This is a genomic window from Kaustia mangrovi (assembly GCF_015482775.1).
Classification (GTDB): Bacteria; Pseudomonadota; Alphaproteobacteria; order Rhizobiales; family Im1; genus Kaustia; species Kaustia mangrovi.
Window position 1 is genome coordinate 4,456,574 of sequence record NZ_CP058214.1, and the last position, 26,460, is coordinate 4,483,033.

Genomic DNA, 26,460 nt, shown 5'->3' on the forward strand with positions numbered 1-26,460 from the left:
AAACGCTAGAATGTAGCTGGGGTGGGGGGTATTACTTCTTCTTCTTCGTGGTCTCGGCGGGGCGGTCGTCCGTACGGTACACTGTCATGCCCTTGAACTCGCCGCCCTCAGACACGGAACGGCTCTCGAAGTACTTGCCTTCGTCAGCGCCGGCACGGTTCGCCTGCGTCGTCGCAGACTGGACCGAGCGACGGAACTTGTTCGCGTCCCCGCCCTTGAACGGGACGAAGAACGTACTGATCACGGCATCGCCGTTCTTGTCCTTGCTCGGCGCAGGCAGCTTGTCGAACGGAAAGCGCGATCCGCCTGCACTGCGCCGCGCAGTCGGTACAGCCGAAGCCGTGCCAATCTCGATTTCACCAAATTCAACATCGTCGTCACGGGCCACTGTAGCCTCCTCGTTGCTCGCATCAGCCTCAGCATCCGCAGAGGCGTTTGCATCAAGCCCGAGATCGGCCAGCGGGTCAAGGGTATCGGTGTCGCTCATATCAGTCTCCGGTTTGGTAGTCGGTCGGCGCGGTTTGCTCACCTTCGGCATATACGCTTGTCCTTCCGCTACTAGGGTTACTGCCGGTTATCCGGCCAGCAGAGGGTCACGGCCCTCAGTACGATGGCTCCGTAGAGCCATCGATTTGAAGGCCGTGCCTACCTTGCGACGTGCTTGCGCGCTTCTCTAACAAGCCAGCGGAACAGGTCTGATCCCGGCTTGATGTCGGCATGAATGACTGATCCTGTCCGCCTATCCACAACTACTCGCTTAGGAAACTGCTCATAAGTTGCGGCCTCTATGTCACCGTCAAGAGTAAGCCCGCAGCGAATGTTAGGTTTCATCGGAAGGTTCCATAGGGTGTGCGTCCACATCCTTCTCCGGCATACGCATCATCTTCGCGTAGTCGTGCTCCGATAGCTGCGCCACAGTGGCGTAGTACCCATAGCGCGTGTTTAGCTCTTGAACTATCGGTCGGCCCGTATGAGGGGATCGAAGAATGCGCCGCGTCCATGTCAATTGCCGCATATCAGTCCTCGTGCCAGATGATTGACAGGGCATGTTCCGGGTTCGTCAGATACAGCATTGCGAACGAGCGCTGATCCTTCACGTACTTCTTGTGCTTCTGGTAATACCGATTCTGCCCGTTGACCTCGGCGTCTATAAGCAGTGCCGCATGATCGATTGCAGCGGGCGGTATGAAGTGCTCTCGCCCATACTGTCTGAGATGCTTGATCTGTAGAGCGGCTGCCGCCGCCTCGCCCTCGGATGAAAAGTCCGCACCGAGATGCAGGTGGCACCAATCGTGCCACGCCCGGAAAGCGATATTGGTCTCAGGCGATCCGAAGATCGTATGGTCGGACCCACCGTCAAACACGGTGATAAAGCCGTACTTGTCGTGCTCACGAACGAGAGCCTTGTATGAGCTAGGCGCATCGGGGCCGACATTAAACCCGTCAGGCCAGCACTGCTTAGCCATGAACAGCGTGCAGTGATCCAGAATGATCGAGAGCGGGGCAGGGTGGCCCATAGCGTTCTCCTAATAGATGGGCAATTAAGTTGGCGAGAGCACTTCCGCTAGGTTGTTCAGGCTGCGTAAGCTGCCCGCATATGGTTGGCCTGCTCAACCGCTGCGTCGATCAGATTGAGCGATGCAACAGCGCTGTCATGGGACGAGCTGTTACACAGGGCATGGACATACGTAGCAATGCACTTATGCCGCTTAAGGATGTCCGGCGAGGCATTGACGACGCGCCCGCTCTTGGTATCAAAGACCGTGATGCCCTCGCGGTCGTACGTGACACGGACGTTGTGAACATTGATGCAAGTACGGTTCATATAATCCTCCTACTGTCTTCCCTTAAGCACGCCGCATACTCGGCACCGTGCTCTTATCTCGATGAAATCGTCTATCGGCGGGTCGTACGTCTGCCAGTCGTGCTCTTTGCAGCGTACGCCGGGCAAAGAAAAAGCCCGCTCGGTGGCGGGCCTGTTTTTAGACGTTGTAGCTGTCACGTTATTGCATCTAGCCATTTCCAGTGCTCATATTTATCTCCGCACTTTCGGATATGCGTGTACCGCTTTAGAGAGTGCCACGACTTATGACCGGAAACAGCGGCCACTTGGGGTAGGGTCCGCCCCATCTCGAATAGCCGGGTTATTCCCTCGTGTCGCAGATCGTGGAACTTCAAATCTTTAATTCCGTAAAACTCGCAAGCGGTATGAAAGTGGTAGCTCAGGGTAAATGGCTTATAAGGAAATATGCGTTCATCCGTCTTAGGAAATGCATTTACGATGCGCATTGCCTCGTCTGGTATCTCGCATAGAACGTCGTTTCCCCGCTTGCCGCCGGGGTCCTTCATGTCTCTGACTAGGACACTGTTGTCCTTATCGTCCAGATCGGCCCACGTTATCCTTGTTATCTCGCTTTGCCGTCTCGTGGAGAACAGGGCAAAAGGTACGACGATGTGCATGGGCACAGACTTCGGGCTGCGCTTGTACAGATCAACGAAATACGTCTGTATCTGATCTAGTTCGTCCATGGTCGGACGGCGTGTCCGCTCATGAGATAGGCAAACTAGACCCATGCGCTTTGCGACTTTAAGCGCGTCACTCATAGCTCGTTCGTCAAGCTCGTATCCCCAAGCCGGTCTGGCTATTGAGAACACAGACGACAGGCATGACAGGTAATTGAGAACAGTCTGCGGCTGGCGCGTTTTCCCTAGCTCGGTAGCCAGTTCGAGAATATCATGGCTGCATATCTCGTTGCATGGCGAGCTAGCTATGGGGTACGCTTTGAGCGCTTCAAGTGCTCTGATCTTTGTTCGAGAATATTGGCGCTCGCTGGTAGCCAGATATTTATCAATGGCATCGCTGAGCGTTATGCATTTATTCCGTACACGTTCGAGCCCGCCGGGAGCCTTAAGCTCCTTCTCCCGATCCTCGGCCCAAGCGTACGCGGCTTGCCTCCGGTCGAACGTCCTGTTCTCCCGGTGCACGATCCTGCCCTTGCGCTTAACCACGATCTGCGCCATGTGGGCAGTGGAGCCATCGCCGCGTTTCCGGCTTATAATGGTTGCCACGGTACAACCTCCTGCGGGTAGGTCCTACAAATGATGTACTTGTTCCTAGTAGGCGGGCTTAGGATTTCTGCGTGTTACAGATTGGGCGCAGAAAGCCCATCATTTCCCCGCCTAGTACGGCGGAAAATAGGGATTTCGCAGGTTTCCTGTTGTTTCAGCCGGATGAATGAGTATTGTGCCGCGGACCGGGGCATGCGCGCGGGCGCATGCCGTCGTTCCTGGGTCTTGAGCTATCCTTCGTAAGCAGATGTCGCGGCCTTTGACCATAGCCCTCGATGCCATGGGCGGTGACCGTGGGCCGGATATGGTCGTGGCCGGTGCCGCTATAGCGCTGGAACGCCATCCAGAGCTTCATGTCATCCTGTTCGGTGACAGTGCGGTGCTGGAACCCCTGCTGGCACGCACTCCGAAGGTCCGCGAGAAGGCCCGGATCGTTCATGCCTCGGTTGCCGTGGCCATGGACGACAAGCCGAGCCAGGCGCTCCGGCGCGGCCGCAACCACTCGAGCATGTGGATGGCGATCGATGCGGTCCGGCAGGGCCTTGCCGACGTCGCGGTCTCGGCGGGCAATACCGGCGCGCTGATGGCCATGGCCAAGGTCATCCTGAAGACCATGGCCGGCATCGAGCGCCCCGCCATCGCGGCCATCTGGCCGACGCTCAGGGGCGAGAGCATCGTGCTCGACGTCGGCGCGACGATCGGGGCGGATGCAGGCCAGCTCGTCGATTTCGCCGTCATGGGCGAGGCGATGGCGCGCAGCCTGTTCGGTCTGAAGCGCCCGACGGTCGGCCTGCTCAATATCGGCGTGGAGGAGATCAAGGGCGTCGAGGAGGTCAAGGCGGCGGGCCGCATCCTGAGGGGTGCGGAGCTGCCGATCGAATATGCGGGCTTCGTGGAAGGCGACGATCTGGGCAAGGGCACGGTCGATGTGGTGGTGACGGAAGGCTTCACCGGCAACATCGCGCTGAAGACGGCGGAGGGCACCGCCCGCCAGATCGGAACCTATCTGCGTGCCGCCATGAGGCGGAGCCTGCTGTCGCGGATCGGCTATGTGTTCGCGCGCGGCGCGTTCGACGCGCTGAGGGACAAGCTCGATCCGCGTACCATGAACGGGGGCGTCTTCCTGGGGCTCAACGGGGTCGTGGTCAAGAGCCACGGTGGTACCGACGCCCTCGGATTCGCCAGTGCCATCGACCTTGCCGTGGAGATGGCGGACAACGATCTTGTCGCCAAGATCGCCCGCGACCTCGATGTCAAGCACGAGGCGATGGCGCAGTATTCTGAAACAACGGTTGACGCGGAAAGCGGGTAACGGAGTGGCAATGCGCCGTTCGGTCATTCAGGGCATAGGGGCCTATCTCCCCGAGAAGATACTCACCAACAACGACCTTGCGGCCATGGTCGACACATCGGACGAGTGGATCGCCGATCGGACCGGAATCCGCCAGCGCCACGTGGCCGCTGACGGCGAGACGACGGCCGATCTCGCGACCGCGGCTGCGCGCGCCGCCCTTGCCGATGCCGGCATGCCGGCGGAGAGCATCGAGCTGATCGTGCTGGCCACCTCGACGCCGGACAATACCTTCCCGGCAACCGCGACCGCGGTGCAGGCCGAACTCGGCATTACAGAGGGTGCGGCCTTCGACGTGCAGGCGGTCTGTTCGGGCTTCGTCTTCGCGCTGTCGGTGGCCGACAATTTCATCAAGTCGGGACAGTACGACCGGGCGCTGGTCATCGGCGCGGAGACCTTCTCGCGCATCCTGGACTGGACGGACCGGTCGACCTGCGTGCTGTTCGGCGACGGTGCGGGTGCGGTGGTGCTCGAGGCCAAGGAGGGCGAGGGCACGCTCGCCGACCGCGGCGTGCTGGCCACGCGGCTGCGCTCCGACGGGCGCTACAAGGAGAAGCTTTACGTGGATGGCGGCCCGTCGAGCACCCAGACGGTCGGGCATCTGCGCATGGAGGGCCGCGAGGTGTTCCGCCATGCCGTGGTGAACATCGCGGAGGTCATGGACGAGACGCTGAAGCAGGTCGGGGTGCCGCCGGACGACATCGACTGGTTCGTGCCGCATCAGGCCAACAAGCGCATCCTGGACGGGACCGCGCGGAAATTCGGGATTTCGGAGGACCGCGTGGTCATGACGGTCGACCGCCATGGCAATACGTCGGCGGCCTCCATACCGCTCGCGCTGGAGACGGCGGTGCGCGACGGGCGCATCAAGAAGGGCGATCTCGTGCTCATGGAGGCGATGGGCGGCGGCTTCACATGGGGCGCGGCGCTCGCGCGCTGGTAGCCGGCGGGACGGTGGGAGTGATGCACTCCAGCGAAATCGGAGTGTTCCTCCCTAAGTTCTTGAATTGCAAGAATGAGCGCGCCATCCTATTGACCCTCTGTGTACCGAGGTCTAGGCTTTCTAACGTTAATTTTTGAGGGGACCACTCTATGGCGGGGAAAACGCTGACCCGCGCCGATCTGAGCGAGGCGGTTCACCGCCAGGTGGGATTGTCGCGCACTGAATCGGCATCCCTAGTCAAATCGGTGCTCGATTTGATCTCGGACACATTGGTTGAGGGCGAGACGGTAAAGCTCTCCTCCTTCGGCACTTTTCTGGTGCGGGAAAAGGGGGGCGCGTCGGCCGCAACCCGAAGACCGGCGAGGAGGTGCCGATCTCGCCGCGGCGCGTGCTGGTCTTTCGGCCGAGCCATGTGCTGAAGAATGTGATCAACGCCAGTTCAGCGGCGAAGAAGCGATAACGATCGCGGCGGCCGGTCGCCGGCCCGGCGGCAGGCGGAGGACAATCCGTGGACAAGTCGCCCGAAGCATTCAGGACCATCAGCGAAGTCGCCGAGGACCTCGACGTCCCCCAGCATGTGCTGCGGTTCTGGGAAAGCAAGTTCTCCCATATCCGGCCCATGAAACGCGGCGGCGGGCGGCGCTACTACCGCCCGGGGATGTGGAGCTGCTGCGCGGCATCCGGCATCTGCTCTATGGCGAGGGCTTCACGATCCGCGGCGTGCAGAAGATCCTGCGCGAGCGCGGGCCGTCCTTCGTCGTCGATTGCGGCAAGCACGGCGCGGTGCTTGAGAAGGCCGGCGACGACGCGGAGGACGGGACGCAGGAGACGGAACGGGCTGCGGAGCCCACATTCCGCGAGCCGCGCGCCGAGGCGCCCGCGCCCCAGGGCGAGACGGCTTCCGGAGAGGCGGGCCTCTCGCCGGATCAGGAGGCCATGCTCCGCGAGGTGCTGGCCGACCTGTCCAGCGTCCGCACGATCCTGACGGGCAAGGAAGACTAGAGCGCTTTCAGGAAAAGTGGAGACCGCTTTTCCGGTTCGAAAGCGCGGCGCTCCAGGACGCCCTACATCACCGCGCCGACCTGCCAGGGCACGAACTCGTTGTCGCCATAGCCGAGCCGTTCGGACTTGGTGCGCTTGCCGGAGGCAACCGCGAGGATCTCCTCGAAAATGGCTCGGCCCTTCTCCTCGAGCGTCACGCCGTCGAGGATGTCCCCGCAATTGATGTCCATGTCCTCCTCCATGCGCTCGTACATGGCGGTGTTGGTGGCGAGCTTGATGGAGGGGGAGGGCTTGCAGCCATAGGCGGAGCCGCGGCCCGTGGTGAAGCACACGACATTGGCCCCGCCCGCCACCTGGCCGGTGACGGAGACCGGGTCGTAGCCCGGCGTGTCCATGAAGACGAAGCCCTTCTCCGTCACCTGCTCGGCATATTCGTAGACGGCGTTGAGCGGCGTCGATCCGCCCTTCGCCGCGGCCCCCAGCGATTTCTCCAGAATGGTCGTCAGGCCGCCCGCCTTGTTGCCGGGCGAGGGGTTGTTGTTCATCTCCCCGCCATTGCGCGCGGTGTAGTCCTCCCACCAGCGGATGCGCTCCACGAGCTTCTCCGCGACCGCACGGTTGCGCGCGCGCCGCGTGAGGAGGTGCTCCGCGCCGTAGATCTCCGGTGTCTCGGCGAGGATGGCCGTGCCGCCATTCCTCACCACCGTGTCGGCGGCGACCCCGAGGGCGGGATTGGCGGTGATGCCCGAATAGCCGTCCGACCCGCCGCATTGCAGCGCCACGGTGATCTCCGAGGCCGGCACGGTCTCGCGCCGGGCGCGGTCGGCGAGCGGCAGCATTTCCGCAATGCGCGCCACGCCCTCATCGATGGTGCGCCGCGTGCCGCCGGTGTCCTGGATAGTCATGGTGCGGAAGGTCTCGCCTTCCTCGATCCCGTAGAGCTCCTTCAGCCGCGCGATCTGGAAGACCTCGCAGCCGAGTCCCACCAGCAGGACGGCGGCGAGATTGGGATTGGCCGCATAGCCCCACTGCGTGCGCTTCAGCATGTCGAAGCCCTCGCCGGACCCCGCCATGCCGCAGCCCGTGCCATGGGTGAAGGACACGACCCCGTCGACATTCGGATAGTCGTCGAGGATGCCGGAGCGCGTGGCCGCCTCCGCCATGAAGCGGGCGACGGAGGCGGAGCAGTTCACGCTCGTGAGGATGCCGATATAGTTGCGCGTGCCGACGCGACCGTCCCTGCGGCGGAAACCTTCGAACGTCGCCTGTTCCTCCGGCGGCAGGACGTTCACGGGGTGCGCCTCCTCCGCCATGCGGTAGTCGCGGTCGAAATCGTGCATCTCGACATTGTGCACATGCACCCAGTCGCCGGCGGCGACCGGAGCGCTCGCAAAGCCGATGATCTGGCCGAACTTGCGGACCGGCCCGCCGGGCGCGATGGGCTGAAGCGCCACCTTGTGGCCGAAGGGGATGCGGGTCCGGGCGGCGAGGCCGTCGCGGATCGTGTCGCCTTCCTCGATCCGGCTGGCGGCGACCGCGACATTGTCGGCCTGCGACAGGCGGAGGATGCGGGCGGTATCTGTCTTCTTCTGTGTCATCTGTGTCGGGCTTTCGGAAGGCTTGGCGCGGGCGGCCTAGCGGTAGATCAGCGTGGGCAGCCACATGGTGAGGACGGGGAAGAACGTCACCATGAGGAGCACCAGGACGAGCGGCACCAGGAAGGGCGCTGTCGCGGCCATGCAGCGCTCGAACGGCACCTTGGAGACGCGCGAGAGCACGTAGAGCACCATTCCGATGGGCGGCGTCAGCAGGCCGATCATCAGGTTGAGCACCACGATCACGCCGAAATGGACCGGATCCACCCCCATCTTGATCGCGATGGGCAGGAGCACCGGCACCAGGATGGTCAGCGCGGCCACCGTCTCCATGAAGCAGCCGACGATCAGCAGGATCAGGTTGATCAGGAGCAGGACGACAATGGGGTTCTCCGACACCGACAGGATGAGCGAGGCGAAATGCTCCGGCACGCGGTTGGAGGTCAGGATCCAGGCGAAGATCGAGGCCGCCGCGACGATGAACAGCACGACCGCCGTCGTCTCGATGGTGTCGAAGGAGACCCGCAGGAAACGTCTCACCGTCAGGGTGCGATAGACGATGAGCCCCAGGAAGAGTGCCCAGACACAGGCCGCGATCGCCGCCTCCGTCGGCGTGAAGGCGCCCGACAGGATGCCGCCGACGATGATGACCGGCGTCATGAGCGACAGGAAGGCGCGCGCGAAGGCGGTGCCGAGAACGGGAAGCTGGAAGGCCTGGTCGCGCGGATAGCCGCGCTTGTGGGAATAGACCGCCACCATGACCATGAGAGCGACGGCCATGAGCAGCCCCGGCACGAAGCCCGCCGCGAAGAGCTGGCCGATGGAGGCGCCCGCCACCACGCCGTAGATCACCATGGGCAGGGACGGGGGGATGATCGGACCGATGGTGGAGGAGGCGGCCGTGACGCCGACGGCGAAGCCGGGGTCGTACTTGGCGTCGCGCATGGCCTTGATCTCGATGGCGCCGAGCCCGCCCGCATCCGCGACGGCGGCCCCCGACATGCCGGCGAAGATGACCGATGCGCCGATATTCACATGGCCGAGCCCGCCCCGCATCCAGCCGACCAGCGCCTTGGCGAAGCCGAAGATGCGCTCGGTGATGCCCGCGGTGTTCATGAGGTTGCCGGCCAGGATGAAGAAGGGCACGGCGAGCAGCGGGAAGGAGTCGACGCCGTTCACCATGCGGTGGATGACCACGACGTCGGGCACGCGTCCGTCGACGAGGATGAAGATCGCGGAGGACGCCGCGAGCGATATGGCCACCGGAACGCCCATGGCGATCATGGCGAACAGGAGAACGAACAACAGGGTCAGCAGCATGGGGGCAGTGTTCCGCGCTCAGATGTTCCGGTCCACGGCCGTGAACCTGTCGGGATCGACCAGACGGCTCGTGCCGGTGCGCAGATGGCGCAGGAAGACGAGGACGCCATAGACCGTCATGCCGAGGAAGCAGGCTGCGACGATCCAGTAGACGACGGATTTCGGCACATCGACCGACACCATCATCTGGCGGGTCTTCTGGGCCATCTCGGTGCACAGCCATCCCGTGGTCGCGTAGAAGACGACCGCGATGGCGTCGACGACGAGTTGCAGCCACAGGCGCGCCCGCCGCGGCAGGTAGCGGTAGACGAACTCCACCGCGATGTGGCTTTCCTTGCGCACCGCCATGATGGAGCCGAGAAAGGTCACGCCGATCAGCAGGAAGCGGGCGATCTCCTCCGTCCAGCCGAGCGAGTCGTTGAGCACATAGCGGGTGAAGAACTGGAGGAAGACCACGAAGGCCAGCACCCAGAAGACGACGAGGACGAGGCCGTCGCTCGAACGCACGTCGGAGAGATCCTCGTGATCCTCGTCCATCTCCGCGATGAGCTCCGCCTCGGCAATCGCGGCATCTTCGTCATGCACCATGAGAGAACCTCCGCAAAGGAGACACCGCGCCGGGGCAGGGGGACTGCCCCGGCGCGGACCGGTTCGCGCGACGGGCTGCTTACTCGATGGCCTGCAGCCGGTCGTAGGTCTCCTTGTCCCAGGTGGCGTCGGGACCGTTGTGGAGCTTCATGGTCGCCTCGCGGAACGGGGTGCGGTCGACCTTGTTGACCGTGACGCCCTGGCCCTCGAACCACTCCACGAGCTCGTTCTCCTTGTCGATGATCTGCTGGGTGGCGCAGTCGGCCGCCTCGTCGAGCACCTCGTCGAGCGTCTCGCGGTCGGCATCGTCCATCGCATCCCAGGTCGGCCCGCCGACGATGGTGAGAAGCGCGTCGGTGATGTGGCCCGTCAGGTTGATGTAGTCCTGCACCTCGTAGAACTTCTTCGCCTGGATCGTGGGCAGCGGGTTCTCCTGAGCATCGACCGTGCCCTGCTGGAGGGCCAGATAGACCTCCGCAAAGGCAATCGGCGTCGGGTTCGCGCCGACCGCCTTGGGGAACATCATGTAGAGCGGCGCGTTCGGCACGCGGATCTTCAGCCCCTCCATGTCCGCCGGTGTGTTGAGCGGCTTGTTGGAGGTGGCGTGGCGCCTGCCGTAATAGGTCATCGACGTGATGTGGTTGCCGGTCGCCTCGCGATAGCCCTCGGCGAGCTCGTCGAACAGGTCGGAATTGCGGTATTTGTCCCAGTGCTCGTAGTCGCGGAACATGTAGGGCGAGCCGCCGATGGCGATCGGCCCATAGGCGCGGCCGGCAAAGAGCTGGCCGGTATAGATGATGTCCACCGTGCCGAGCCCCAGCCCCTCGTTGATGTCGACCTCCTTGCCCAGCGAAGAGGCGGGGAAGACCTCGATGGAATAGCGCCCGTCGGTCGCTTCCTTGAGCTTGTCGGAGGCCGCGACGGCGCAGGTGTGATAGGGCTCGCTCGCCTCGTAGACATGGGCCCATTTGAGGACCTGCTCGGCCGCGGCCGGCTGGACCATGGCGGTCGCGGAGGCGAATGCGGCGGTGACGAGCGTATAGAGTGCTGGCTTCTTCATCTGGTTTCCTCCCGGTTGCACGAATCCGCTTGTTCCAGCGGTTTTCTCAGTATCCGCCTGAATGGACCCGACCCCGGGGACGAAACCCTGCACAGGCGCAATTCTCAAATACGAGAATACGTACTAACATGTTAGCATGACATCAAACGCCGATCAGTCAACACCAATTGCCCGCCGCAAGCCCGGCGTCCGCCGCAGCGGCGCGACGGACCGGGTGACGGATGCGCTGCGCGAGGCCATTGTAAGCCTCGAGCTGCCGCCGGGCGCCATGCTCGACAAGGCCGTCCTGACGGCCCGGTTCGGCGTATCGCGCTTCCCGATCTCGGAGGCGCTCAACCGGCTGAAGGCGGAGGGGCTGGTGGAGGTGCGCCCGCAGAGCGGCTCACGCGTGTCGCTGCTCAGGCTGGCCGACGTCCACGAGAACTTGTTCCTGCGTCGTGCGCTGGAGGCGGAGGTGGTGGAGACGCTGGCCGGCGGCGACAATGCGGGCCTGATCGCGGAGCTGAAGCGCAATCTGCGCTATCAGAAGGCGGCGGTCGACGCCGACGACCGGCAGGGCTTCCACAGGCTCGACATCGCGTTTCACGGCATGCTGGTGTCGGCGGTGTCCTATCCAAGGGTTCACGCGACGGTCGAGCACGCCTGGCTCGCGCTCGACCGGGTGCGCCGCCTGCTCGGCAGCCCGAGGCGCCTGGCGCTGACCTTCGACGAGCATGTGCGCGTCGTCGACGCGCTGGAGACCGGCGATCCCCAAGAGGTGCGCGCAGCCATGGTCGCCCATCTCGACGCGGTCACGGCCGAACTCGAGGCCTTCTCGCAAGACCACCCCGACGTGTTCGCCGATTCGCAAGCATGAACGCCCCCGCCCCGGACGGCGGACCGGTTCGGGGGCGGGCTGGGTTACAGGCATACCGATATCGATGGGGAAGAGCGGCCTGAGAGATAGGTGACGGAACGTACCGGACACCCCATGAGCGCTTGGCCCGGTTGACGTTTGTCTGGAGCAATTGCGCGGTCGAGCGGTTGACCGTGGCATTGGCGATCGGCGGTGCATCGTTACCGGCTTTGTCCCTGGCTCGGCCTTTCACGCGATGCCCGCGGCGCCATGCCACGAGGCGCGTCACGTCACCATCGACGATATCGACCATGCGCCGGTCCTTGCCGAGATATTCCACCAGCCGCCCAAGATCCTTGAATGTGGTCACGGAGCCGGCGTGGTGCTGGCCGACCCCCCAGCCAATAGCGGTCTGCTGCGATATCGAGCGTAGTGCCCTGCAGGCCGATAGACGCGTTCAAATTTATTTCGATTTTGGTATTCTCTCATGCTTGGAGAGGGGGAACTCCAATGGCCTGGGGGAAATGGGGGAATGGTGCCGGCTCTCACCGTCTGGAGCACCATTGTGCGGATGTCGCTGCGGTATTCGAGGCATTACTGACCCTGCCGAACGTGGTGCGGAGGCTCGCACGTCTTGCAGGTGCCGAGGCATTCGACGTCGTGACGACAACTCGACTGACGTGCCTCGTCTATCTGCATGATTTCGGCAAGTTGAACTCCGGCTTCCAGTTCAAGGTCTGCGAGTCTCGTCCGCGTCTGGCGCCTCCGTCTGCTGGGCACGTCGAGCCGGGCGTTCGGGCCCTGGAGGGGGCGGCGCCGCATGTATGCAGGGCATTGGGGTTCGCCGATGTGGCGGGCTGGGGAGCGGCGGTCCAGCCCCTTCTGCTGGCGTCTCTTGCCCATCATGGCCGGCCGGCCCGCCTTCTCGGCGGTCCTGGTGGTCTCGACCGTGACGTGCCCCATCGCGACAAGGTGATCTGGGAGGCCGTCGCGGAGCCGGCCTACGATCCGGTCGAGCAGGCGACCGACTTCGCGGCCGCCATGAAGACCTGGTTTCCTGACGCTTTCGAGGTCGGTCCCGACCTTCCTGACGCGCCGGCCTTCCAGCATCTGTTCGCGGGGCTTGTCTCGCTCGCCGACTGGATCGGCTCGGACGAAGAGACGTTTCCGTATGTCGCGGAGTTCTCTCCCGATTATATGGCCTCTGCCCGAGACAGAGCGGGAAAGGCCATCGACGCGCTTGGCCTCAAGGTGGAGGATCAACGGGCCGGCGCAGGCTCTGTCGTGTTCGGGCATATCTTCGGCTTGCCGGACGGCGTCGAGCCGAATGCGATGCAAGACGCCATCGGTGATGTGAGCGACGACGACCGCCTCGTCATCCTTGAATCGGAGACCGGCTCGGGCAAGACCGAAGCGGCCTTTCTGCGTTTCGCCGATCTCTACCGGGCCGGTCTGGTCGACGGGCTCTATTTCGCCGTGCCGACACGGGCCGCCGCCGTTCAGCTTCACGGCCGGATTCACGGGGCGGCCCGGCGGTGGTTCGGCGACCGGGCGCCGGAGACGGTCCTCGCCGTGCCGGGATATCTCAAGGCCGGCGGGACGAAAGGACACAAGCTGCCTGACTGGAAAGTCCTGTGGGAGGACGACCCGGACGACAGGATCCGCATGGCGCGCTGGGCGGCGGAGAATGCCAAGCGCTATCTTGCGGCACAGATCGCCGTCGGCACTGTCGATCAGGCCATGCTCTCGGGGCTCACGGTCAAGCACGCCCATTTGCGTGCGGCAGCGCTCAGCCGCAATCTGCTCGTGGTCGACGAGGTGCATGCCTCCGACCCGTGGATGCGCGCCATTCTCGCCCGGGTGATCGACAACCATCTCGCCGCCGGCGGTTATGCACTGCTTATGTCGGCGACCCTCGGCTCCGCCGTGCGCGAGGCCTGGCGCAAGGCGTCACCGCTGTCGCTCGACGACGCCGCGGCCGTTCCCTATCCGGCGATCTCCACTGAAACCCGGATCGGGGCGGTTGGACACAATGGTCGCGACAAGGTCGTTCACATGACCCTCGTGCCGGAGATGGACGACGCCGCGGCGATTGCCGCGCGTGCCCTCGCAAAGGCACGCGGCGGGGCCAAGGTGCTCGTCATCCGCAACACGGTCGATGCGGCGCTCGCCGTGCAGTCGGCCCTGGAGAATGCCGTCGAGGACGGCGAATCGGGCCTTCTGTTCGCATGCAAGGACGTGACGACGGTGCATCACAGCCGCTTTGCCGCGGAGGATCGCCGGTTGCTCGACAACGCCGTCGAACAGGCGCTCGGCAAGTCTCGGGAGGCGGGCGGCAAGATCGTAATCGGCACCCAAACCCTTGAGCAGAGTCTCGATATAGATGCCGACTATCTGATCACCGATCTCTGCCCTGTCGACGTCCTTCTGCAGCGCATCGGCCGACTCCATCGCCATGCGCACGACGACCGCCCGCCGGAGGCGAGCGAGCCCGCCGCCCTTATCCTTGCGCCGGGGGACGATCTCTCGAGCCTCCTGAAGCGAGGCCGCAACGGGCTCGGCGGCGCGGGCGGGCGCGGTGTCTATCCGGATCTGAGGATTATCGAAGCGACACGGCGCCTGATCGAGGGCGAACCCATCTGGCGCATTCCCGAGATGAACCGCCGGCTGGTCGAGGCGGCGACCCATGGCGAGGCGCTGGCCGCGATCGAGGCGGAGATGGGAGGGGAGTGGGCGGCGCACGGGCGCGAGATCGCCGGCATCGCGGCGGCCGACGGCCAGGTTGCCGGCCTCTATCTCCTCGACTGGACCCAGGATTTCTCGCAGCTCGCCTTCCCCGATATCGGCGAGGCGATCCGCACGAGGCTCGGCGAGGCCGACCGCCTCGTCGAATTCGGGAACGGCGAGCCCGGCCCGTTCGGCGAGCCGATCACGCGCCTCGCCATCCGCTCCCACCTCGTGCGCGACGTGCCGCTGGACGAGGAAGCCAAGATCGAGCCGGGCGAGGGCGGCGCACTCACGATCCGCCTGGGCGAGCGCGCGTTCCGCTACGACCGGTTGGGCTTGACATCAATCGCAAAGATAATAGATATGGCTCAATGAACGATATGCACAGGAGCCAACCTTAATGATCTCCTTCACTCTGTCGCTCACAGCTTGCGCCGTCATCAAATTCAAATATACCAACTATTGTGTCCGCTTCCGGTCTTTGAAGTTTACCGAGCTTGCGGTTGCTGAATCGATGTCCGTCACCCCCGGGGGTCCGGGGATAGACCCAGATACGGCTCGATGGCAGCGCGAACATGAGCATCTTCCCCGCCAACGCGGGGAGTAGGCCGGAGCGGACACAATGCATAACCTCCTTACCGATCCTATCATCCGCATACGTCTCTCAGGGATACCCGCAGAGGCTGCCCGCTTGTCACTGCCGGCGGTCTTTGCGACGCTCATGCACGACGAGATTGCCGCCTTCCCTGCGCTCAGGCCGCATCAGGTTCATGCCTGGCACATGTTTCTCGCCCAGCTCGGCGCTGTCGCGCTCCATGCGGCCGGACGCGGCGATCCTCCCGAGGGCGAGGAGGACTGGCGCGGCCTTCTGCGAGGCCTGACCGCGTCGTTCGCGGGCGACGAGCCATGGCAGCTCGTGGTGACCGATCCGGCCAAGCCCGCCTTCATGCAGCCGCCAGCACCGGAAGGGCTCGACACGTTCAAGGGCCGTATCGAGACGGCCGACGACCTGGACCCGCTGGTCACGGCGAAGAACCACGACCTCAAATCCGCCCAGGCCCTCGAGGCGGAACTGGACGACTGGCTGTTCGCGCTTGTCGACCTGCAGACCATGGAGGGTTTTCTGGGCGCGGGAAACTACGGCATCAGCCGCATGAATGGCGGCTTCTCCAGCCGCATGTTCCTCGGCCTCGCGCCGCCTGGCGGAGCGGGCGCGCATCTGCGCCGCGACATTCGTATGCTGCTCGATATGAGAGCCGCGCTCCTCGCCGACCCGGCCTTTCCAGGCTATCGCGCAGAACGCGGCCTCGCGCTCGTCTGGACGCGGGCCTGGGACGGGGCGGCATCCATCGGCCTCGAAGATCTCGATCCCTATTACATCGAGATCTGCCGCCGTATCCGCTTCGTGGAAGAGGACGGACGGCTTGTCGCCCGCACGGCCGGAACCAAGGCCGCACGCATCGACGCCAAGGCGATCAGCGGCCTCACCGGCGATCCCTGGGCGCCCATCGATCAGAAGAACGGCAAGGCGCTTTCGCTGACGGCGGCCGGCTTCGGCTATCGGCAACTCATAAACATCCTGTTCGGCGAGAACAATCGCCCGCCGCCGGCGGCGCGGTCCCGTGCGCTCGACGGGAGCAATGACGACCTCCTCCTGATCGCGCGGGGACTGGCGCGCGGACAGGGCAAGACCGAAGGCTTCCATGAGCGCTTTCTGCCGGTTTCGCCTACGGTCGCCGGCGCCATGGGGGTTGAGGAGAAGCGTATCCGGCTCGGCAGCCTGGCGACGACGCAGGCAGACGACATCGCGAGGCTCGCCAAGATCCTGCGCGGCGCCATCGCGATCGTCGCCAGCGGCGGCCGTCCGCTCAACGAGGCTTCCAAGGACGACTATGCCCGCGCGGACCCCTTTATCCGCCGACTCGAACAGCATGCCGACACGACGTTCTTCCCTGCGCTCTGGGCGCGTTTCGAGGCAGAGGAAGCCGACAACCAGGACGCAGCGAAGAAAACGGCGCATGCGTTTGTCGAGACGCTCGCGCGGGAAGCCCGAACGCTTTTCAACGAAGCCGCCGACACTGTCCCCTGCGCCAGCATTCAGCGTTATCGCGCCCGCGCCCGGGCCGAGCGCTCCTTCAACGGCCGCCTCTACCACGAATTCTCTTTCCTCAGACGAGAGGCGCCGAACCAATCATCCCTGACGGAGGCAACCGATGACGAGCTTGACAGCGAAACCGCCGCCCGATGAGCGGGCGGAACCGGAAAGCCGTTTCGACCGGACGGTCGATACCCTCGCCCGCGAGATCGCCGGGCTTGCTCCCGGGCCGCTCGCCCAGCTTCGCCGCGGCGCGCTGCGCGAGGCGGGATCGGCGGCGTTCTGGACGCTCTATGTGCACAACGATCTCGCCGCGCTGGGCGGTGGCGAGGAGGGCTGGGCGACGGTCATGCAGGGCATGGCGATCATGACGCCCACGGGGCGTTCCGCCCGCAAGCTTCCGGCCCACGACCGGACAAGACCGCCCGGCCGCCAGCTTGCCAGCGGCGGCGACCCGGACTGGTGGAGCGGGCGCGGGGAGGGGCATCCGGCCTTCTCCGAGCTGCGCCTCGCCCGCCTGCTGAACGCCCGGGGAGCCGTGCGCCGCGATCTCGCCCTGCGCGCCTGCCGCATGCTGGCAAGCCGCGAGGCCCGCATCGACTGGCGGCAGATGGCGCGGCTGATCCTCTACGCAAACGAGGAGACGACGCGCAGGATCGCCCACGACTTCTATGCCGCGCTCGACCGCAAGCGCCAGGAGACCGACCGGGCGGAGAGCGCCGCCTGATCCATCCTTCCAATCCTTCGGAGCACTCGAAATGACCACGCCACGCTTTTTGCAAATCCATACGCTTCACGCCTATTCGGCCGCCCTCCTCAACCGCGACGATACGGGGCTCGCCAAGCGCCTGCCCTATGGCGGCAAAATGCGCACGCGCGTCTCCTCGCAATGCCTCAAGCGCCACTGGCGGTGGGCGGAGGGCGCCCACGATCTTCACGCCATTCCCGGCGCGGAGAAGGCCGTGCGCTCGCGCGACATCGTGAGCAGGAGCGTGATTGCCCCCTTGCGCGAGGCCTTCGACGGCGAGGTGCTCGATGCGATCGAGGGGGAGTTCCAGAAGGCGGTCTACGGGGAGAAGGCAACATCCTCGCGCCAGCCCTTGTTGCTCGGCTATCCGGAAGTCGCCTATCTGCGCAAGCAGGCGGAAGCCATCGCGCGCGAGTATCCATCCGATGCCAAGGCGGCAGGCGAGGCAGCCGCCGCCTTCGCCAAGGAGGCCAGGGCGAACTTCAAGCAGATACGCGAGCAGACAGCCCTGCCTGGCGGCCTGACGGCGGCGTTGTTCGGGCGCATGGTGACCTCCGACCCGGAGGCCAATATCGACGCCGCCATCCATGTCGCCCACGCCTTCACCGTGCACGAGGAGGAGACGGAGAGCGACTATTTCTCCGTCGTGGACGATCTGCGCGGCGAGGACGAGGATGCCGGTGCGGCCCATATCGGCGACGCGGAGCTCACCTCCGGCCTGTTCTACGGCTATGTGGTGGTGGACGTGCCCGGGCTCGTCTCCAATCTCACAGGCGCCGAGGCGTCCGCGTGGGAAACCGCCGAGCGCGATATGGCGGCCCAGGTCGTCGAACATCTCGTCCATCTGATCGCGACCGTCTCGCCGGGCGCCAAGCTCGGCTCCACCGCGCCCTACGCCTATGCGCAGGCGATGCTGGTTGAGGCCGGCGACCGGCAGCCGCGCAGCCTGGCAGGCGCCTATCGCAAGGCCTGCAGGCCGCTCGTCGCGGATGCGCTGGAGAGGATGCGCGATCATCTCGCGGCACTGGACGGCGCTTATGGCAATGGCGAGGCGCGCTGCGCCATGAGCCTGGAGCCCGTAGAGCTCCCCGAAACGCAGATCGTCGCGCTGCCCGAGCTCGCATCCTGGGCAGGCAATGCGGTGCTCAACGGAAAGGCCGCATGATGCCGCGCCACCTCGTCCTGACACTTGAGGCGCCGCTCATGGCGTTCGGCGGCGTGACCGTCGACAATTACGGCACGATCCGCGATTTCCCCGCCGCCTCCATGCTCACCGGGCTCATTGCCAACGCCCTGGGGCTGCGCCGCGAGGACCGGCAGGCCCATCAGCGCCTCCAGGATCGTCTCGTCTTCGCTGCCCGTCACGAGCGCCCGGCCGGGCGGGTGGCCGACTTCCAGACCGCCAAGCTGGAGGCGAGCGACCGGGGCTGGACCACGCGCGGAGCTCCGGAAGGCCGGGCGGGCGGTGCAGGCACCTATCTCGGGCCCCATCTGCGCTATCGCGACTATCATGCCGACGCCGCACTCACTGTCGTCCTGCGCCTGGAGCCCGCAGACGAGGCACCGACACTGGACGATCTCGCCGACGCCTTGCTCAGGCCGGCCCGGCCACTCTTCATCGGCCGCAAGCCCTGCCTTCCCTCGCGCCCGCTCATCGCTCCCGATCCGGCCGCCTCCTTCATCGAGACACAGACCGTCGGCGAGGCGCTGGAAACCATCCCCCGGCACAACAAGGATGCATTGCGCGCACTGTGGCCGGCCGGCGAGGGCGGCACGACCCGTACGGATCGCGCTCTCGATCTTGCCGACGAGCGCAACTGGAGCTCCGGTCTGCATGGCGGCACGCGGCGTGTCTGCGAGGGAACGATCCAACCGGCCAAGGACGATGGATGATGACCGACACACTCCACCTCCTGCATTTGCCCTTCGACCTTGAGGAGCTCGGTCGCTGGGCCGGCCGGCGCGGATTGATGTCCAAGGGTAGCTTCGACGAGGGGTTCGCCCTGCACAAGCTTCTTGCCGAGAGCTTCGGTCCCGGCGTTCTGCAACCGTTCCGGCTGATGCCCGCACCTGGCGGTAAGAGCGGCACGCTCTATGCCTATACGGCAAGCCCGGCGGACGCCCTCCGCGAACTGGCGGAAGCCGTTGCCGCACCGGAACATCTCGACGTCGTCGATCTCGGCCGGCTCAGGACGAAGCCGATGCCGCAGGATTGGCCGCAAGATCGGCGGCTTGGCTTCGACATTCGCATCAGGCCCGTCCGCCGCAGCGATCGGGAGGGAGACCGAAATCGCACCGTCGAGCGCGACGCATTTCTGCACGAGGCCCTGTCGCTGCCCAAAGGCGGGATGGAGGAAGGCGGCCGCACGCGCGAGGCGGTCTATGGCGAGTGGCTCGCCGCCCAACTTTCCCGCCATGGCGGCGCCCGCCTGGTTGCACCCCCCCGGCTTGCGTCCTTTCGCCGCCAACGCAGCATACGATCAGACGGTCATCGTGGGCCGGAGGGACCAGACGCCGTTATGCGCGGCGATCTCGTAATCACCGCGGCCAGCGCATTCAACAAGCTGCTGGCACGCGGAATAGGACGCCACCGAGCCTACGGCTACGGCATGATCCTGCTGCGCCCGCCGAACGGCGGAGCGGTCACGAAATAGGAGGGTCGAGAGATGCTGCGTGGACGTCTGGGACTGGAAACGGCGCGCATTCCCCACGCCGATCGCCATGGTCTCCTGTGGTTGTCGCGCGGCGCGCTGACGGCGCGCGACGGCACCTTGCGCTTCGAGCGCGGCGGGGAGGATGCCGGGAACGATCCTCTCGCGAAAGGCGACTATGCCATTCCATTCCAGGCGGTTTCGATGATCCTCATCGGTCCCGGATCGACGGTCAGCCACGATGCACTGCGGCTACTCGCGCGCCACGGCACGGCGCTCGTCGCCGTCGGCGAGGATGGCGTACGCTTCTATACAGCCCCGCCGCTTCTGCCCGATCGGTCCGGGCTTGCGCGACGACAGGCCCGCGTGTGGGCCGACGCCGACAGCTCGCGTCTCGCCATCGCGCGCAGGATGTATGCCTGGCGTCTCGGCGAGGTGCTGCCGCATCGCGATATCGCCGTCCTGCGCGGTATCGAGGGGGCGCGCATGAAGCGGACCTATGCCACCCTGGCCGGGCAGATCGGCGTGGATTGGCAAGGTCGGCGCTACGACCGCGCCAATCCAGGCGCCAGCGACCTGCCGAACCAGGCGCTCAACCATGCCTCGAGCGCAGTCGAGGCTGCCGCAGCCATCGCCGTGTGCGCGACCGGTACAGTCCCACAGCTCGGCTTCATTCATGAAGATCCGGGCCAGTCCTTCGTTCTCGATATAGCCGACCTGTTTCGCGACAGCATCACCATTCCCGTTGCGTTCAGAGGCGCCAAGCAGGTTGCCAAGACACGTGACGAGAACATAGAGCGCGTCACCCGTCGCCTGGCCGGCGAGACGCTTCGGCGCGAGAAGGTAGTGGAGATGATGATCGACCGGATCAAGTCCCTTTTCGAGGATCCGGCTACGGCATCTTGAGGAGACGCGAGACATGCCGATGACCGTGATCGTCACCCGCGACGTGGAGGCCCGCTACCGCGGTTTTCTCGCCTCGATCATGCTGGAGGTCGCACCGGGCGTCTATACGGCGCCCGATCTGAGTGCGGCCGTTCGCGCACGGGTTTGGACCGTTCTGGAAAACTGGTGGGGCGAGCTACGCCAGGGCGCGATCGTCATGACCTGGCGCGACGGCAGGCAACCGGGCGGCCAGGGCCTCGCTTTCCTCGGCGAAGCGCCCAAGACAATCGTCGAAGCGGACGGCGTTCTGCTCGTCAAACGGGAATTGCCCTAAATCAACACAACCTTTCGATCTTTGACAAGTGAAGGATTTCAGTGCCTTACATACAAGAGGTTCCCCCACCCGCGTGGGGATAGACCGCACGCCGATATCGGCTACCGGCTTTTCCTTGTGGTTCCCCCACCCGCGTGGGGATAGACCCGAGACTTGTGGCCCCGCGAACAAGACCGGAGCGGTTCCCCCACCCGCGTGGGGATAGACCCCGTTGGCGATGAAGCGGCGATCTACTGCGACAGGTTCCCCCACCCGCGTGGGGATAGACCCAGCATGTCGTTGTGCGGCCTCACCCTCGTAACGGTTCCCCACCCGCGTGGGGATAGACCCCGGGGGCATCCCCGCGCCGGGCGACATCTGCCGGTTCCCCCACCCGCGTGGGGATAGACCCGTCCGCGCTGCGGCTCTTGGCGTCGCTGGGGCGGTTCCCCCACCCGCGTGGGGATAGACCGTGCTTCCAGACGCTTCCGACGTGTCAGGATACGGTTCCCCCACCCGCGTGGGGATAGACCCGAAGAGAGCCCACCCTGTCCATTGGCACAGAGGGTTCCCCCACCCGCGTGGGGATAGACCGGCCGCTGCGACCAGCATCGGAAGCGGTGGCAGGGTTCCCCCACCCGCGTGGGGATAGACCCAGCCCGGTCTCGCGATTGATCAGAACGTAGAGGGTTCCCCCACCCGCGTGGGGATAGACCATGCCGAGCCGCTCCCAGCGGCGCAGGTGCGCGGGTTCCCCCACCCGCGTGGGGATAGACCATAGGCGCCGGCGACGTGGCCGACCTGCTGCGCGGTTCCCCCACCCGCGTGGGGATAGACCCCTGCAAGTTGGCGATCTCGTGCGGCTCTGGTGGGTTCCCCCACCCGCGTGGGGATAGACCCGGTGCGATGCGATATCGCGATCTGGGCAGTGTGGTTCCCCCACCCGCGTGGGGATAGACCGCCGGAGCGAACGCGCTCCCGTCATCCCGCTGAGGTTCCCCACCCGCGTGGGGATAGACCCTCGTAGGCTGTCGCGGAAGCCGTCTTGATCTGGGTTCCCCCACCCGCGTGGGGATAGACCTTACGGGCCGAACATGGAGTTCGACTTGGGAAAGGTTCCCCCACCCGCGTGGGGATAGACCGCCGACAGCGACGACGGGCCAGAGGGCGACGGAGGTTCCCCACCCGCGTGGGGATAGACCCAGCTTTTACGACATGTGGGGACACGCGCAGCAGTTCCCCCACCCGCGTGGGGATAGACCGCGCCATTGTCGCCTCAGTTGATCTCCGGCCCGGGTTCCCCCACCCGCGTGGGGATAGACCGCGCGGGTATTGGATGCGCTCGTCGCCCTCGGGGGTTCCCCCACCCGCGTGGGGATAGACCCGAGCGAGAGGCATGGTTGATCGTCAGGCCAAAGGTTCCCCCACCCGCGTGGGGATAGACCCAAGCCCCCGTCGAGCTCCGGGCGCCGGACGCGGTTCCCCCACCCGCGTGGGGATAGACCCGGAATGGTCCAGGCTGCTCCAGTGACAAAGACGGTTCCCCCACCCGCGTGGGGATAGACCGCTCAAGAATGGATCGACGCTCATCCAGGCATGGGTTCCCCCACCCGCGTGGGGATAGACCCTCGACGGCCGACAGCAGTGCATCCCGTGCGACGGTTCCCCCACCCGCGTGGGGATAGACCCGCATCCTACACGTGCTGCTTCGGCGACAGGGAGGTTCCCCCACCCGCGTGGGGATAGACCCGCCGATTGCCAACCCGACAAACAACCCCTTCCGGTTCCCCCACCCGCGTGGGGATAGACCCATCTATCTCGTCAGCAAGGACAATGGCGACCCGGTTCCCCCACCCGCGTGGGGATAGACCGGGGCCGAAGGCGATCCTCGACCTTGCGCGGGCGGGTTCCCCCACCTGCGTGGGATAGATCGAAGGACGGGACCGAGATCTTCCATAAGGACTAAGGTTCAGGTCAGCCTGATGGAGAGGGCGCTGCGTCCGCGGCGTCGACGAACTTGCACTTCAGGGTAAGGTCGGCCTTCATCCTGCAGCCCTCCCTGTACCGTGGAAAGCCGAGTGGCACGCCCCCGGAACGCATGACATTCGCCCCGGCGCTCGACGACAAAGCCGATGCACGTCAGACCGTCATGATGCAAAGGCCTGCCGCGAACGGGTCGTGAACATACTTCGGGCCTATTTCGGGACTTTTGGTGCCGGGCCGGGCGTTCCGCTGCCCATCTGTTCTGTTCCCACAGCCGGGACTCGTCCTCGGCGAGGCGGTCAAGGTTTTGCATTTACGGGGAGAAAATGGTCGGAGCGGCCGGATTCGAACCGGCGACCCCCAGTCCCCCAGACTGGTGCGCTACCGGGCTGCGCTACGCTCCGAGACCTGTGACGTGAGTCCGGAGTTTAGTGCCAGATCGTGCGGTGAAGCGCAAGGCGGAAATGGCCCGGCCGTCACATGCGCGGGGGCGGCCCGCCTGCCGCTGCCGCGTCGCGCCGCCAGGCGATCAGGCCCCAGATCGCGCCGGCAAGCACCCAGAACTGCCGCCAGTGGTCGGTATCCACGATCAGGCCCTCGAGCGCCACGCCGAGGAAGCCGGCGACCGCGACCATGGCGAGGCCCGGGCGCGGCAGGCCGCGGAAGATCGCACCGAGACCGCCCGCCACCGTCGCGAGCACGAGGGCGAGATAGGCGAACCCGCCGAGCCAGCCCGTCTGCAGGAACATGTAGAGATAGACATTGTGCGGCTGCTCGCCCCACCATTCGCCGAAATCGGACTGCCCGACGCCGAGCGGGCGCTCCAGGATCCAGGACAGCGCGTTGAGCTGGCCGTCGAACCGGCCGTGGCCGCCCGCATCGTAGTTCTGCACGAGCGCGCCGCGCTGGCTGAACATCTCCGCGATGCTCGGAATGTTGAGGGCGACCGCGATGGCGAGAATGGCGAGGACGGCGGCCGCCGCGCTCACGAACAGGATCCGCAGCCGGCGCGCCGGGTCCGGGTTGACGAGCAGCATGAGCACGACCAGCGCGGCGAGCGACACCGCGTAATAGCCCCATGCGCCGCGCGAGAAGCTGATGAGGATGGCGACGCTCAGGAAGCCGATGAGGACGGCCCAGCCGAGCCCCCGCGACAACGGGCGCTCCAGCAGGCGGTAGAGGGCATAGATCGCGCCGATCACCAGGAAGGGACCGTAGACATTGGGGTCCTTGAAGGTGCCCTTGGCGCGAGAGAATTCCGTGAAGAGGTCGAACGCGCCCGGGAACAGGCTGAAATAGCCGGCGATTCCGGCAAGTCCCGCAAGGACGGCCGCGAAGGTGTGGCCGCCGAGGATCGCGGCGAGCGCGCGCGGCGGGTCGTTATAGACGATGGCCGCCACCACGATGGCGATCACCGCAAGATAGGCGGTGATGACCATGTGGTGTGCGGACTCGCCGAAATAGCCCGTCTGTGTGAGGGCGATGCCGCCGCCGATCAGGATGGTGGCGATGAGTATGAGCAACGGGGCGAGCGAGCCGGGAAGCCTGAGCCCCATGCCGAAGAACAGTCCCGACAGCGCCAGCATGGCGAGGTCGAACGGGCTCGGCTCGATGAAGACGATGCTGCCGGTCGCGAAGACCAGCCAGAGCAGCCCGTAGCCGAGATCGAGGCCGGAGCCCGCGGTGGCATGCGCGGATCTCGGGGGGAGGCGGCCATGGTCAGTAGGCGTTCTTCGTGCTCAGGAGCGAGAAGGGCGTCCTGACGAGAATGTAGAGGTCGAACAGCACCGACCAGTTCTCGATATAGTAGAGGTCGTGCTCGACGCGCCGCTCGATCTTCTCTTCCGTGTCGGTCTCCCCGCGCCATCCGTTGATCTGGGCCCAGCCGGTGATGCCGGGCTTGACCTTGTGGCGGGCGAAATAGCCGTCCACGACCTCCGTATAGAGCCGTTCCGCCGCCTTGGCCTGGGTGGCGTGCGGGCGCGGGCCGACCAGCGAGAGGTCGCCCTTGAGGACGTTGAAGAGCTGCGGAAGCTCGTCGAGGCTCGTCTTGCGGATGATGCGGCCGACGCGGGTCACGCGGGGGTCGTTGCGGGTGACCAGCCTGCTCGCCGCCTGGTCGGCCTGATCGACATACATGGAGCGGAACTTGTAGACCTCGATCAGCTCGTTGTTGAAGCCATAGCGCTTCTGCTTGAAGAGGATCGGGCCCCGGCTCTCCAGCTTGACCGCCAGCGCGACGGCGGCCATGACCGGCGCCGTCAGTACCACGAGCAGCGCGGCGATGATCTTGTCCTCCACGATCTTCACCACATGGTCCCAGCCGCTCAGCGGCTTGTCGAAGACGTCGAGGAACGGGATGTTGCCGATATAGGAATAGGCGCGCGGCCGGAATCTGAGCTTCTGCGTATAGGCGCTGAGCCGGATATCGACGGGCAGGACCCACAGCTTGCGGCAGATCTCCAGAAGCCGGTCCTCCGCCGCGACGGGGAGCGTCACGATCAGGAGGTCGATCCGGGTCTTGCGCGCGAAATCGACGAGCTGGTCGATCTTGCCGAGCTTGGGAAAGCCCGCCACGACGGGCGGCGAGCGGTCGTCGTTGCGGTCGTCGAACAGTCCGATGATGGTGATGTCGGTGTCCGGAGAGGCCCGGAGCGCCTCGATCACCCTGGCCGCGGGCTCGCCGCCGCCGACGATGACGGCGCGCCGGTCGAGCCGCCCGTCCGTGTTCCAGCGCTTGATGAGCGCGGACGCGGCGATGCGGACCGCGGTCAGCGCGACAAGGCCGGCGACGAACCAGGCGACGAGCCACACGCGCGAATAGGCCACGCCGATCTTGGTGAGGAACACGGTCGCGGTGACGACGGCGAAGAAGGTGAGCCAGCCGAGCATCACGCGTGCGAGCTGCTCCACGCCACGCAGGAGCGCATGGATCGTGTAGAGACCGCCGAGCTCGAACAGGGCCGGCACGGCAATCGCGCCGATGGCAATGAGCGGGAGGTAATAGATCAGCGATTGCCGGCTGAAATCATCGACATAGGCCACCCAGAGGGCGAGCCCAGACAGGGCGATCAGCGCCGTTTCCGCGGTTCGCATGGTGCCGCGGATCACGGTGGGCGAGATCCACGACGACCGGCCGTCGCCCCCTTCGGGCGCGCCCTGGCGCCGGGCTTCGGCGAGTGCCCTTTTCTGGTTCTCGTCGGCTGCGTTCAAGAGATCGGAGGCCGCGAGCTTGATGCCGCGCCCTTTCTGTCTGCGCATGTGTCTCCTCAGGCGCCGGACGGCGCCCCTCTCC

At 65.3% G+C, this 26,460-nt stretch carries 21 protein-coding genes, 1 tRNA gene, 2 pseudogenes and 1 CRISPR repeat array; of the genes and pseudogenes, 13 read left to right on the forward strand and 11 right to left on the reverse strand.

What is annotated here, in order from left to right:
* Positions 1–31 precede the first annotated feature (31 nt).
* The 4 genes from HW532_RS21025 to HW532_RS21040 form a co-directional block, all read right to left on the reverse strand.
* Positions 32–487 (reverse strand): hypothetical protein, encoded by a 456-nt coding sequence (locus tag HW532_RS21025; protein ID WP_213162329.1) that lies wholly within the window; start codon positions 485–487, stop codon positions 32–34.
* Positions 488–1,016: 529 nt separating this feature from the next.
* Positions 1,017–1,517 carry a hypothetical protein gene (locus HW532_RS21030; RefSeq protein WP_213162330.1) on the reverse strand — a complete coding sequence of 167 codons (501 nt, stop codon included), beginning with the start codon at positions 1,515–1,517 and terminating at the stop codon, positions 1,017–1,019.
* 56 nt (positions 1,518–1,573) lie between these two features.
* A complete protein-coding gene (locus HW532_RS21035) occupies positions 1,574–1,825 on the reverse strand; it encodes a hypothetical protein (protein WP_213162331.1) in 252 nt (83 codons plus the stop codon).
* 173 nt (positions 1,826–1,998) lie between these two features.
* Positions 1,999–3,069, reverse strand: coding sequence for a tyrosine-type recombinase/integrase (locus tag HW532_RS21040; protein WP_213162332.1), 1,071 nt, complete (start codon positions 3,067–3,069; stop codon positions 1,999–2,001).
* Between the two features lie 247 nt (positions 3,070–3,316).
* Between HW532_RS21040 and plsX the strand changes: the two genes are divergently transcribed.
* From plsX to HW532_RS21060, 4 genes and pseudogenes are all read left to right on the forward strand, one after another.
* On the forward strand, positions 3,317–4,381 hold the full coding sequence (gene plsX / locus HW532_RS21045) for a phosphate acyltransferase PlsX (RefSeq protein WP_213162333.1): 1,065 nt from the start codon (positions 3,317–3,319) through the stop codon (positions 4,379–4,381).
* Between the two features lie 4 nt (positions 4,382–4,385).
* Complete coding sequence (locus tag HW532_RS21050; protein ID WP_281397143.1) at positions 4,386–5,363, forward strand: beta-ketoacyl-ACP synthase III; 978 nt, start codon at positions 4,386–4,388, stop codon at positions 5,361–5,363.
* A 149-nt stretch (positions 5,364–5,512) separates the two neighbouring features.
* Positions 5,513–5,823: pseudogene (locus tag HW532_RS21055) on the forward strand (integration host factor subunit alpha).
* Positions 5,824–5,940: 117 nt separating this feature from the next.
* Positions 5,941–6,365 (forward strand): annotated as a pseudogene (locus HW532_RS21060) (MerR family transcriptional regulator).
* Positions 6,366–6,427: 62 nt separating this feature from the next.
* Here the strand turns inward: HW532_RS21060 and HW532_RS21065 are convergent.
* The 4 genes from HW532_RS21065 to HW532_RS21080 all read right to left on the reverse strand — a co-directional run bounded on the left by HW532_RS21065 (position 6,428) and on the right by HW532_RS21080 (position 10,928).
* Positions 6,428–7,963, reverse strand: coding sequence for a UxaA family hydrolase (locus tag HW532_RS21065; RefSeq protein ID WP_213162335.1), 1,536 nt, complete (start codon positions 7,961–7,963; stop codon positions 6,428–6,430).
* 36 nt (positions 7,964–7,999) lie between these two features.
* Positions 8,000–9,280 (reverse strand): TRAP transporter large permease, encoded by a 1,281-nt coding sequence (locus HW532_RS21070; protein WP_213162336.1) that lies wholly within the window; start codon positions 9,278–9,280, stop codon positions 8,000–8,002.
* Positions 9,281–9,298: 18 nt separating this feature from the next.
* Positions 9,299–9,868, reverse strand: coding sequence for a TRAP transporter small permease (locus tag HW532_RS21075; RefSeq protein WP_213162337.1), 570 nt, complete (start codon positions 9,866–9,868; stop codon positions 9,299–9,301).
* A gap of 79 nt (positions 9,869–9,947) precedes the next feature.
* The gene (locus tag HW532_RS21080) at positions 9,948–10,928 is read right to left on the reverse strand and encodes a sialic acid TRAP transporter substrate-binding protein SiaP (protein WP_213162338.1); all 981 of its coding nucleotides are present in this window, start codon (positions 10,926–10,928) and stop codon (positions 9,948–9,950) included.
* A gap of 136 nt (positions 10,929–11,064) precedes the next feature.
* On the opposite strand from HW532_RS21080, the gene HW532_RS21085 reads away from it, so the two are divergent.
* The 9 genes from HW532_RS21085 to cas2e all read left to right on the forward strand — a co-directional run bounded on the left by HW532_RS21085 (position 11,065) and on the right by cas2e (position 21,203).
* The gene (locus HW532_RS21085; protein WP_213162339.1) at positions 11,065–11,784 is read left to right on the forward strand and encodes a GntR family transcriptional regulator; all 720 of its coding nucleotides are present in this window, start codon (positions 11,065–11,067) and stop codon (positions 11,782–11,784) included.
* 489 nt (positions 11,785–12,273) lie between these two features.
* The gene (gene cas3, locus HW532_RS21090; RefSeq protein WP_213162340.1) at positions 12,274–14,865 is read left to right on the forward strand and encodes a CRISPR-associated helicase Cas3'; all 2,592 of its coding nucleotides are present in this window, start codon (positions 12,274–12,276) and stop codon (positions 14,863–14,865) included.
* A gap of 247 nt (positions 14,866–15,112) precedes the next feature.
* A complete protein-coding gene (casA, locus tag HW532_RS21095) occupies positions 15,113–16,738 on the forward strand; it encodes a type I-E CRISPR-associated protein Cse1/CasA (RefSeq protein WP_213162341.1) in 1,626 nt (541 codons plus the stop codon).
* Positions 16,704–17,312, forward strand: a complete 609-nt coding sequence (locus HW532_RS21100) for a type I-E CRISPR-associated protein Cse2/CasB (protein WP_213162342.1) — start codon at positions 16,704–16,706, stop codon at positions 17,310–17,312. Before casA ends, HW532_RS21100 begins: the two co-directional genes overlap by 35 nt.
* A 31-nt stretch (positions 17,313–17,343) precedes the next feature.
* On the forward strand, positions 17,344–18,498 hold the full coding sequence (gene cas7e, locus HW532_RS21105) for a type I-E CRISPR-associated protein Cas7/Cse4/CasC (RefSeq protein ID WP_213162343.1): 1,155 nt from the start codon (positions 17,344–17,346) through the stop codon (positions 18,496–18,498).
* On the forward strand, positions 18,495–19,226 hold the full coding sequence (gene cas5e / locus HW532_RS21110; RefSeq protein ID WP_213162344.1) for a type I-E CRISPR-associated protein Cas5/CasD: 732 nt from the start codon (positions 18,495–18,497) through the stop codon (positions 19,224–19,226). The genes cas7e and cas5e overlap by 4 nt, the downstream gene beginning before the upstream one ends.
* Positions 19,226–19,987, forward strand: coding sequence for a type I-E CRISPR-associated protein Cas6/Cse3/CasE (gene cas6e / locus HW532_RS21115; protein ID WP_213162345.1), 762 nt, complete (start codon positions 19,226–19,228; stop codon positions 19,985–19,987). The genes cas5e and cas6e overlap by 1 nt, the downstream gene beginning before the upstream one ends.
* A gap of 12 nt (positions 19,988–19,999) precedes the next feature.
* Positions 20,000–20,890 carry a type I-E CRISPR-associated endonuclease Cas1e gene (gene cas1e / locus HW532_RS21120; RefSeq protein ID WP_213162346.1) on the forward strand — a complete coding sequence of 297 codons (891 nt, stop codon included), beginning with the start codon at positions 20,000–20,002 and terminating at the stop codon, positions 20,888–20,890.
* 13 nt (positions 20,891–20,903) lie between these two features.
* A complete protein-coding gene (gene cas2e / locus HW532_RS21125) occupies positions 20,904–21,203 on the forward strand; it encodes a type I-E CRISPR-associated endoribonuclease Cas2e (protein ID WP_213162347.1) in 300 nt (99 codons plus the stop codon).
* A 58-nt stretch (positions 21,204–21,261) separates the two neighbouring features.
* Positions 21,262–23,054: direct repeats of the CRISPR family, unit length 29 nt; unit sequence GGTTCCCCCACCCGCGTGGGGATAGACCC.
* Positions 23,055–23,492: 438 nt separating this feature from the next.
* On the opposite strand, the gene HW532_RS21130 is transcribed toward cas2e, so the two are convergent.
* The 3 genes from HW532_RS21130 to HW532_RS21140 form a co-directional block, all read right to left on the reverse strand.
* Positions 23,493–23,569: transfer RNA gene (locus HW532_RS21130), tRNA-Pro, on the reverse strand.
* A 72-nt stretch (positions 23,570–23,641) separates the two neighbouring features.
* Positions 23,642–24,721, reverse strand: coding sequence for an O-antigen ligase family protein (locus tag HW532_RS21135; protein ID WP_213162348.1), 1,080 nt, complete (start codon positions 24,719–24,721; stop codon positions 23,642–23,644).
* A gap of 163 nt (positions 24,722–24,884) precedes the next feature.
* On the reverse strand, positions 24,885–26,426 hold the full coding sequence (locus tag HW532_RS21140) for an undecaprenyl-phosphate glucose phosphotransferase (protein ID WP_213162349.1): 1,542 nt from the start codon (positions 26,424–26,426) through the stop codon (positions 24,885–24,887).
* Positions 26,427–26,460 lie beyond the last annotated feature (34 nt).

Bases quoted from the DNA above. Each gene is read 5' to 3' on its own strand.
- cas5e (WP_213162344.1), top strand. From the start codon at position 18,495: ATGATGCCGCGCCACCTCGTCCTGACACTTGAGGCGCCGCTCATGGCG.
- cas7e (WP_213162343.1), top strand. From the start codon at position 17,344: ATGACCACGCCACGCTTTTTGCAAATCCATACGCTTCACGCCTATTCG.
- HW532_RS21085 (WP_213162339.1), top strand. From the start codon at position 11,065: ATGACATCAAACGCCGATCAGTCAACACCAATTGCCCGCCGCAAGCCC.
- HW532_RS21070 (WP_213162336.1), bottom strand. From the start codon at position 9,280: ATGCTGCTGACCCTGTTGTTCGTTCTCCTGTTCGCCATGATCGCCATG.
- cas6e (WP_213162345.1), top strand. From the start codon at position 19,226: ATGACCGACACACTCCACCTCCTGCATTTGCCCTTCGACCTTGAGGAG.
- HW532_RS21025 (WP_213162329.1), bottom strand. From the start codon at position 487: ATGAGCGACACCGATACCCTTGACCCGCTGGCCGATCTCGGGCTTGAT.
- cas1e (WP_213162346.1), top strand. From the start codon at position 20,000: ATGCTGCGTGGACGTCTGGGACTGGAAACGGCGCGCATTCCCCACGCC.
- HW532_RS21075 (WP_213162337.1), bottom strand. From the start codon at position 9,868: ATGGTGCATGACGAAGATGCCGCGATTGCCGAGGCGGAGCTCATCGCG.
- cas2e (WP_213162347.1), top strand. From the start codon at position 20,904: ATGCCGATGACCGTGATCGTCACCCGCGACGTGGAGGCCCGCTACCGC.
- plsX (WP_213162333.1), top strand. From the start codon at position 3,317: ATGTCGCGGCCTTTGACCATAGCCCTCGATGCCATGGGCGGTGACCGT.
- casA (WP_213162341.1), top strand. From the start codon at position 15,113: ATGCATAACCTCCTTACCGATCCTATCATCCGCATACGTCTCTCAGGG.
- HW532_RS21065 (WP_213162335.1), bottom strand. From the start codon at position 7,963: ATGACACAGAAGAAGACAGATACCGCCCGCATCCTCCGCCTGTCGCAG.
- HW532_RS21030 (WP_213162330.1), bottom strand. From the start codon at position 1,517: ATGGGCCACCCTGCCCCGCTCTCGATCATTCTGGATCACTGCACGCTG.
- HW532_RS21140 (WP_213162349.1), bottom strand. From the start codon at position 26,426: ATGCGCAGACAGAAAGGGCGCGGCATCAAGCTCGCGGCCTCCGATCTC.
- cas3 (WP_213162340.1), top strand. From the start codon at position 12,274: ATGGCCTGGGGGAAATGGGGGAATGGTGCCGGCTCTCACCGTCTGGAG.
- HW532_RS21135 (WP_213162348.1), bottom strand. From the start codon at position 24,721: ATGGGGCTCAGGCTTCCCGGCTCGCTCGCCCCGTTGCTCATACTCATC.
- HW532_RS21080 (WP_213162338.1), bottom strand. From the start codon at position 10,928: ATGAAGAAGCCAGCACTCTATACGCTCGTCACCGCCGCATTCGCCTCC.
- HW532_RS21100 (WP_213162342.1), top strand. From the start codon at position 16,704: ATGACGAGCTTGACAGCGAAACCGCCGCCCGATGAGCGGGCGGAACCG.
- HW532_RS21035 (WP_213162331.1), bottom strand. From the start codon at position 1,825: ATGAACCGTACTTGCATCAATGTTCACAACGTCCGTGTCACGTACGAC.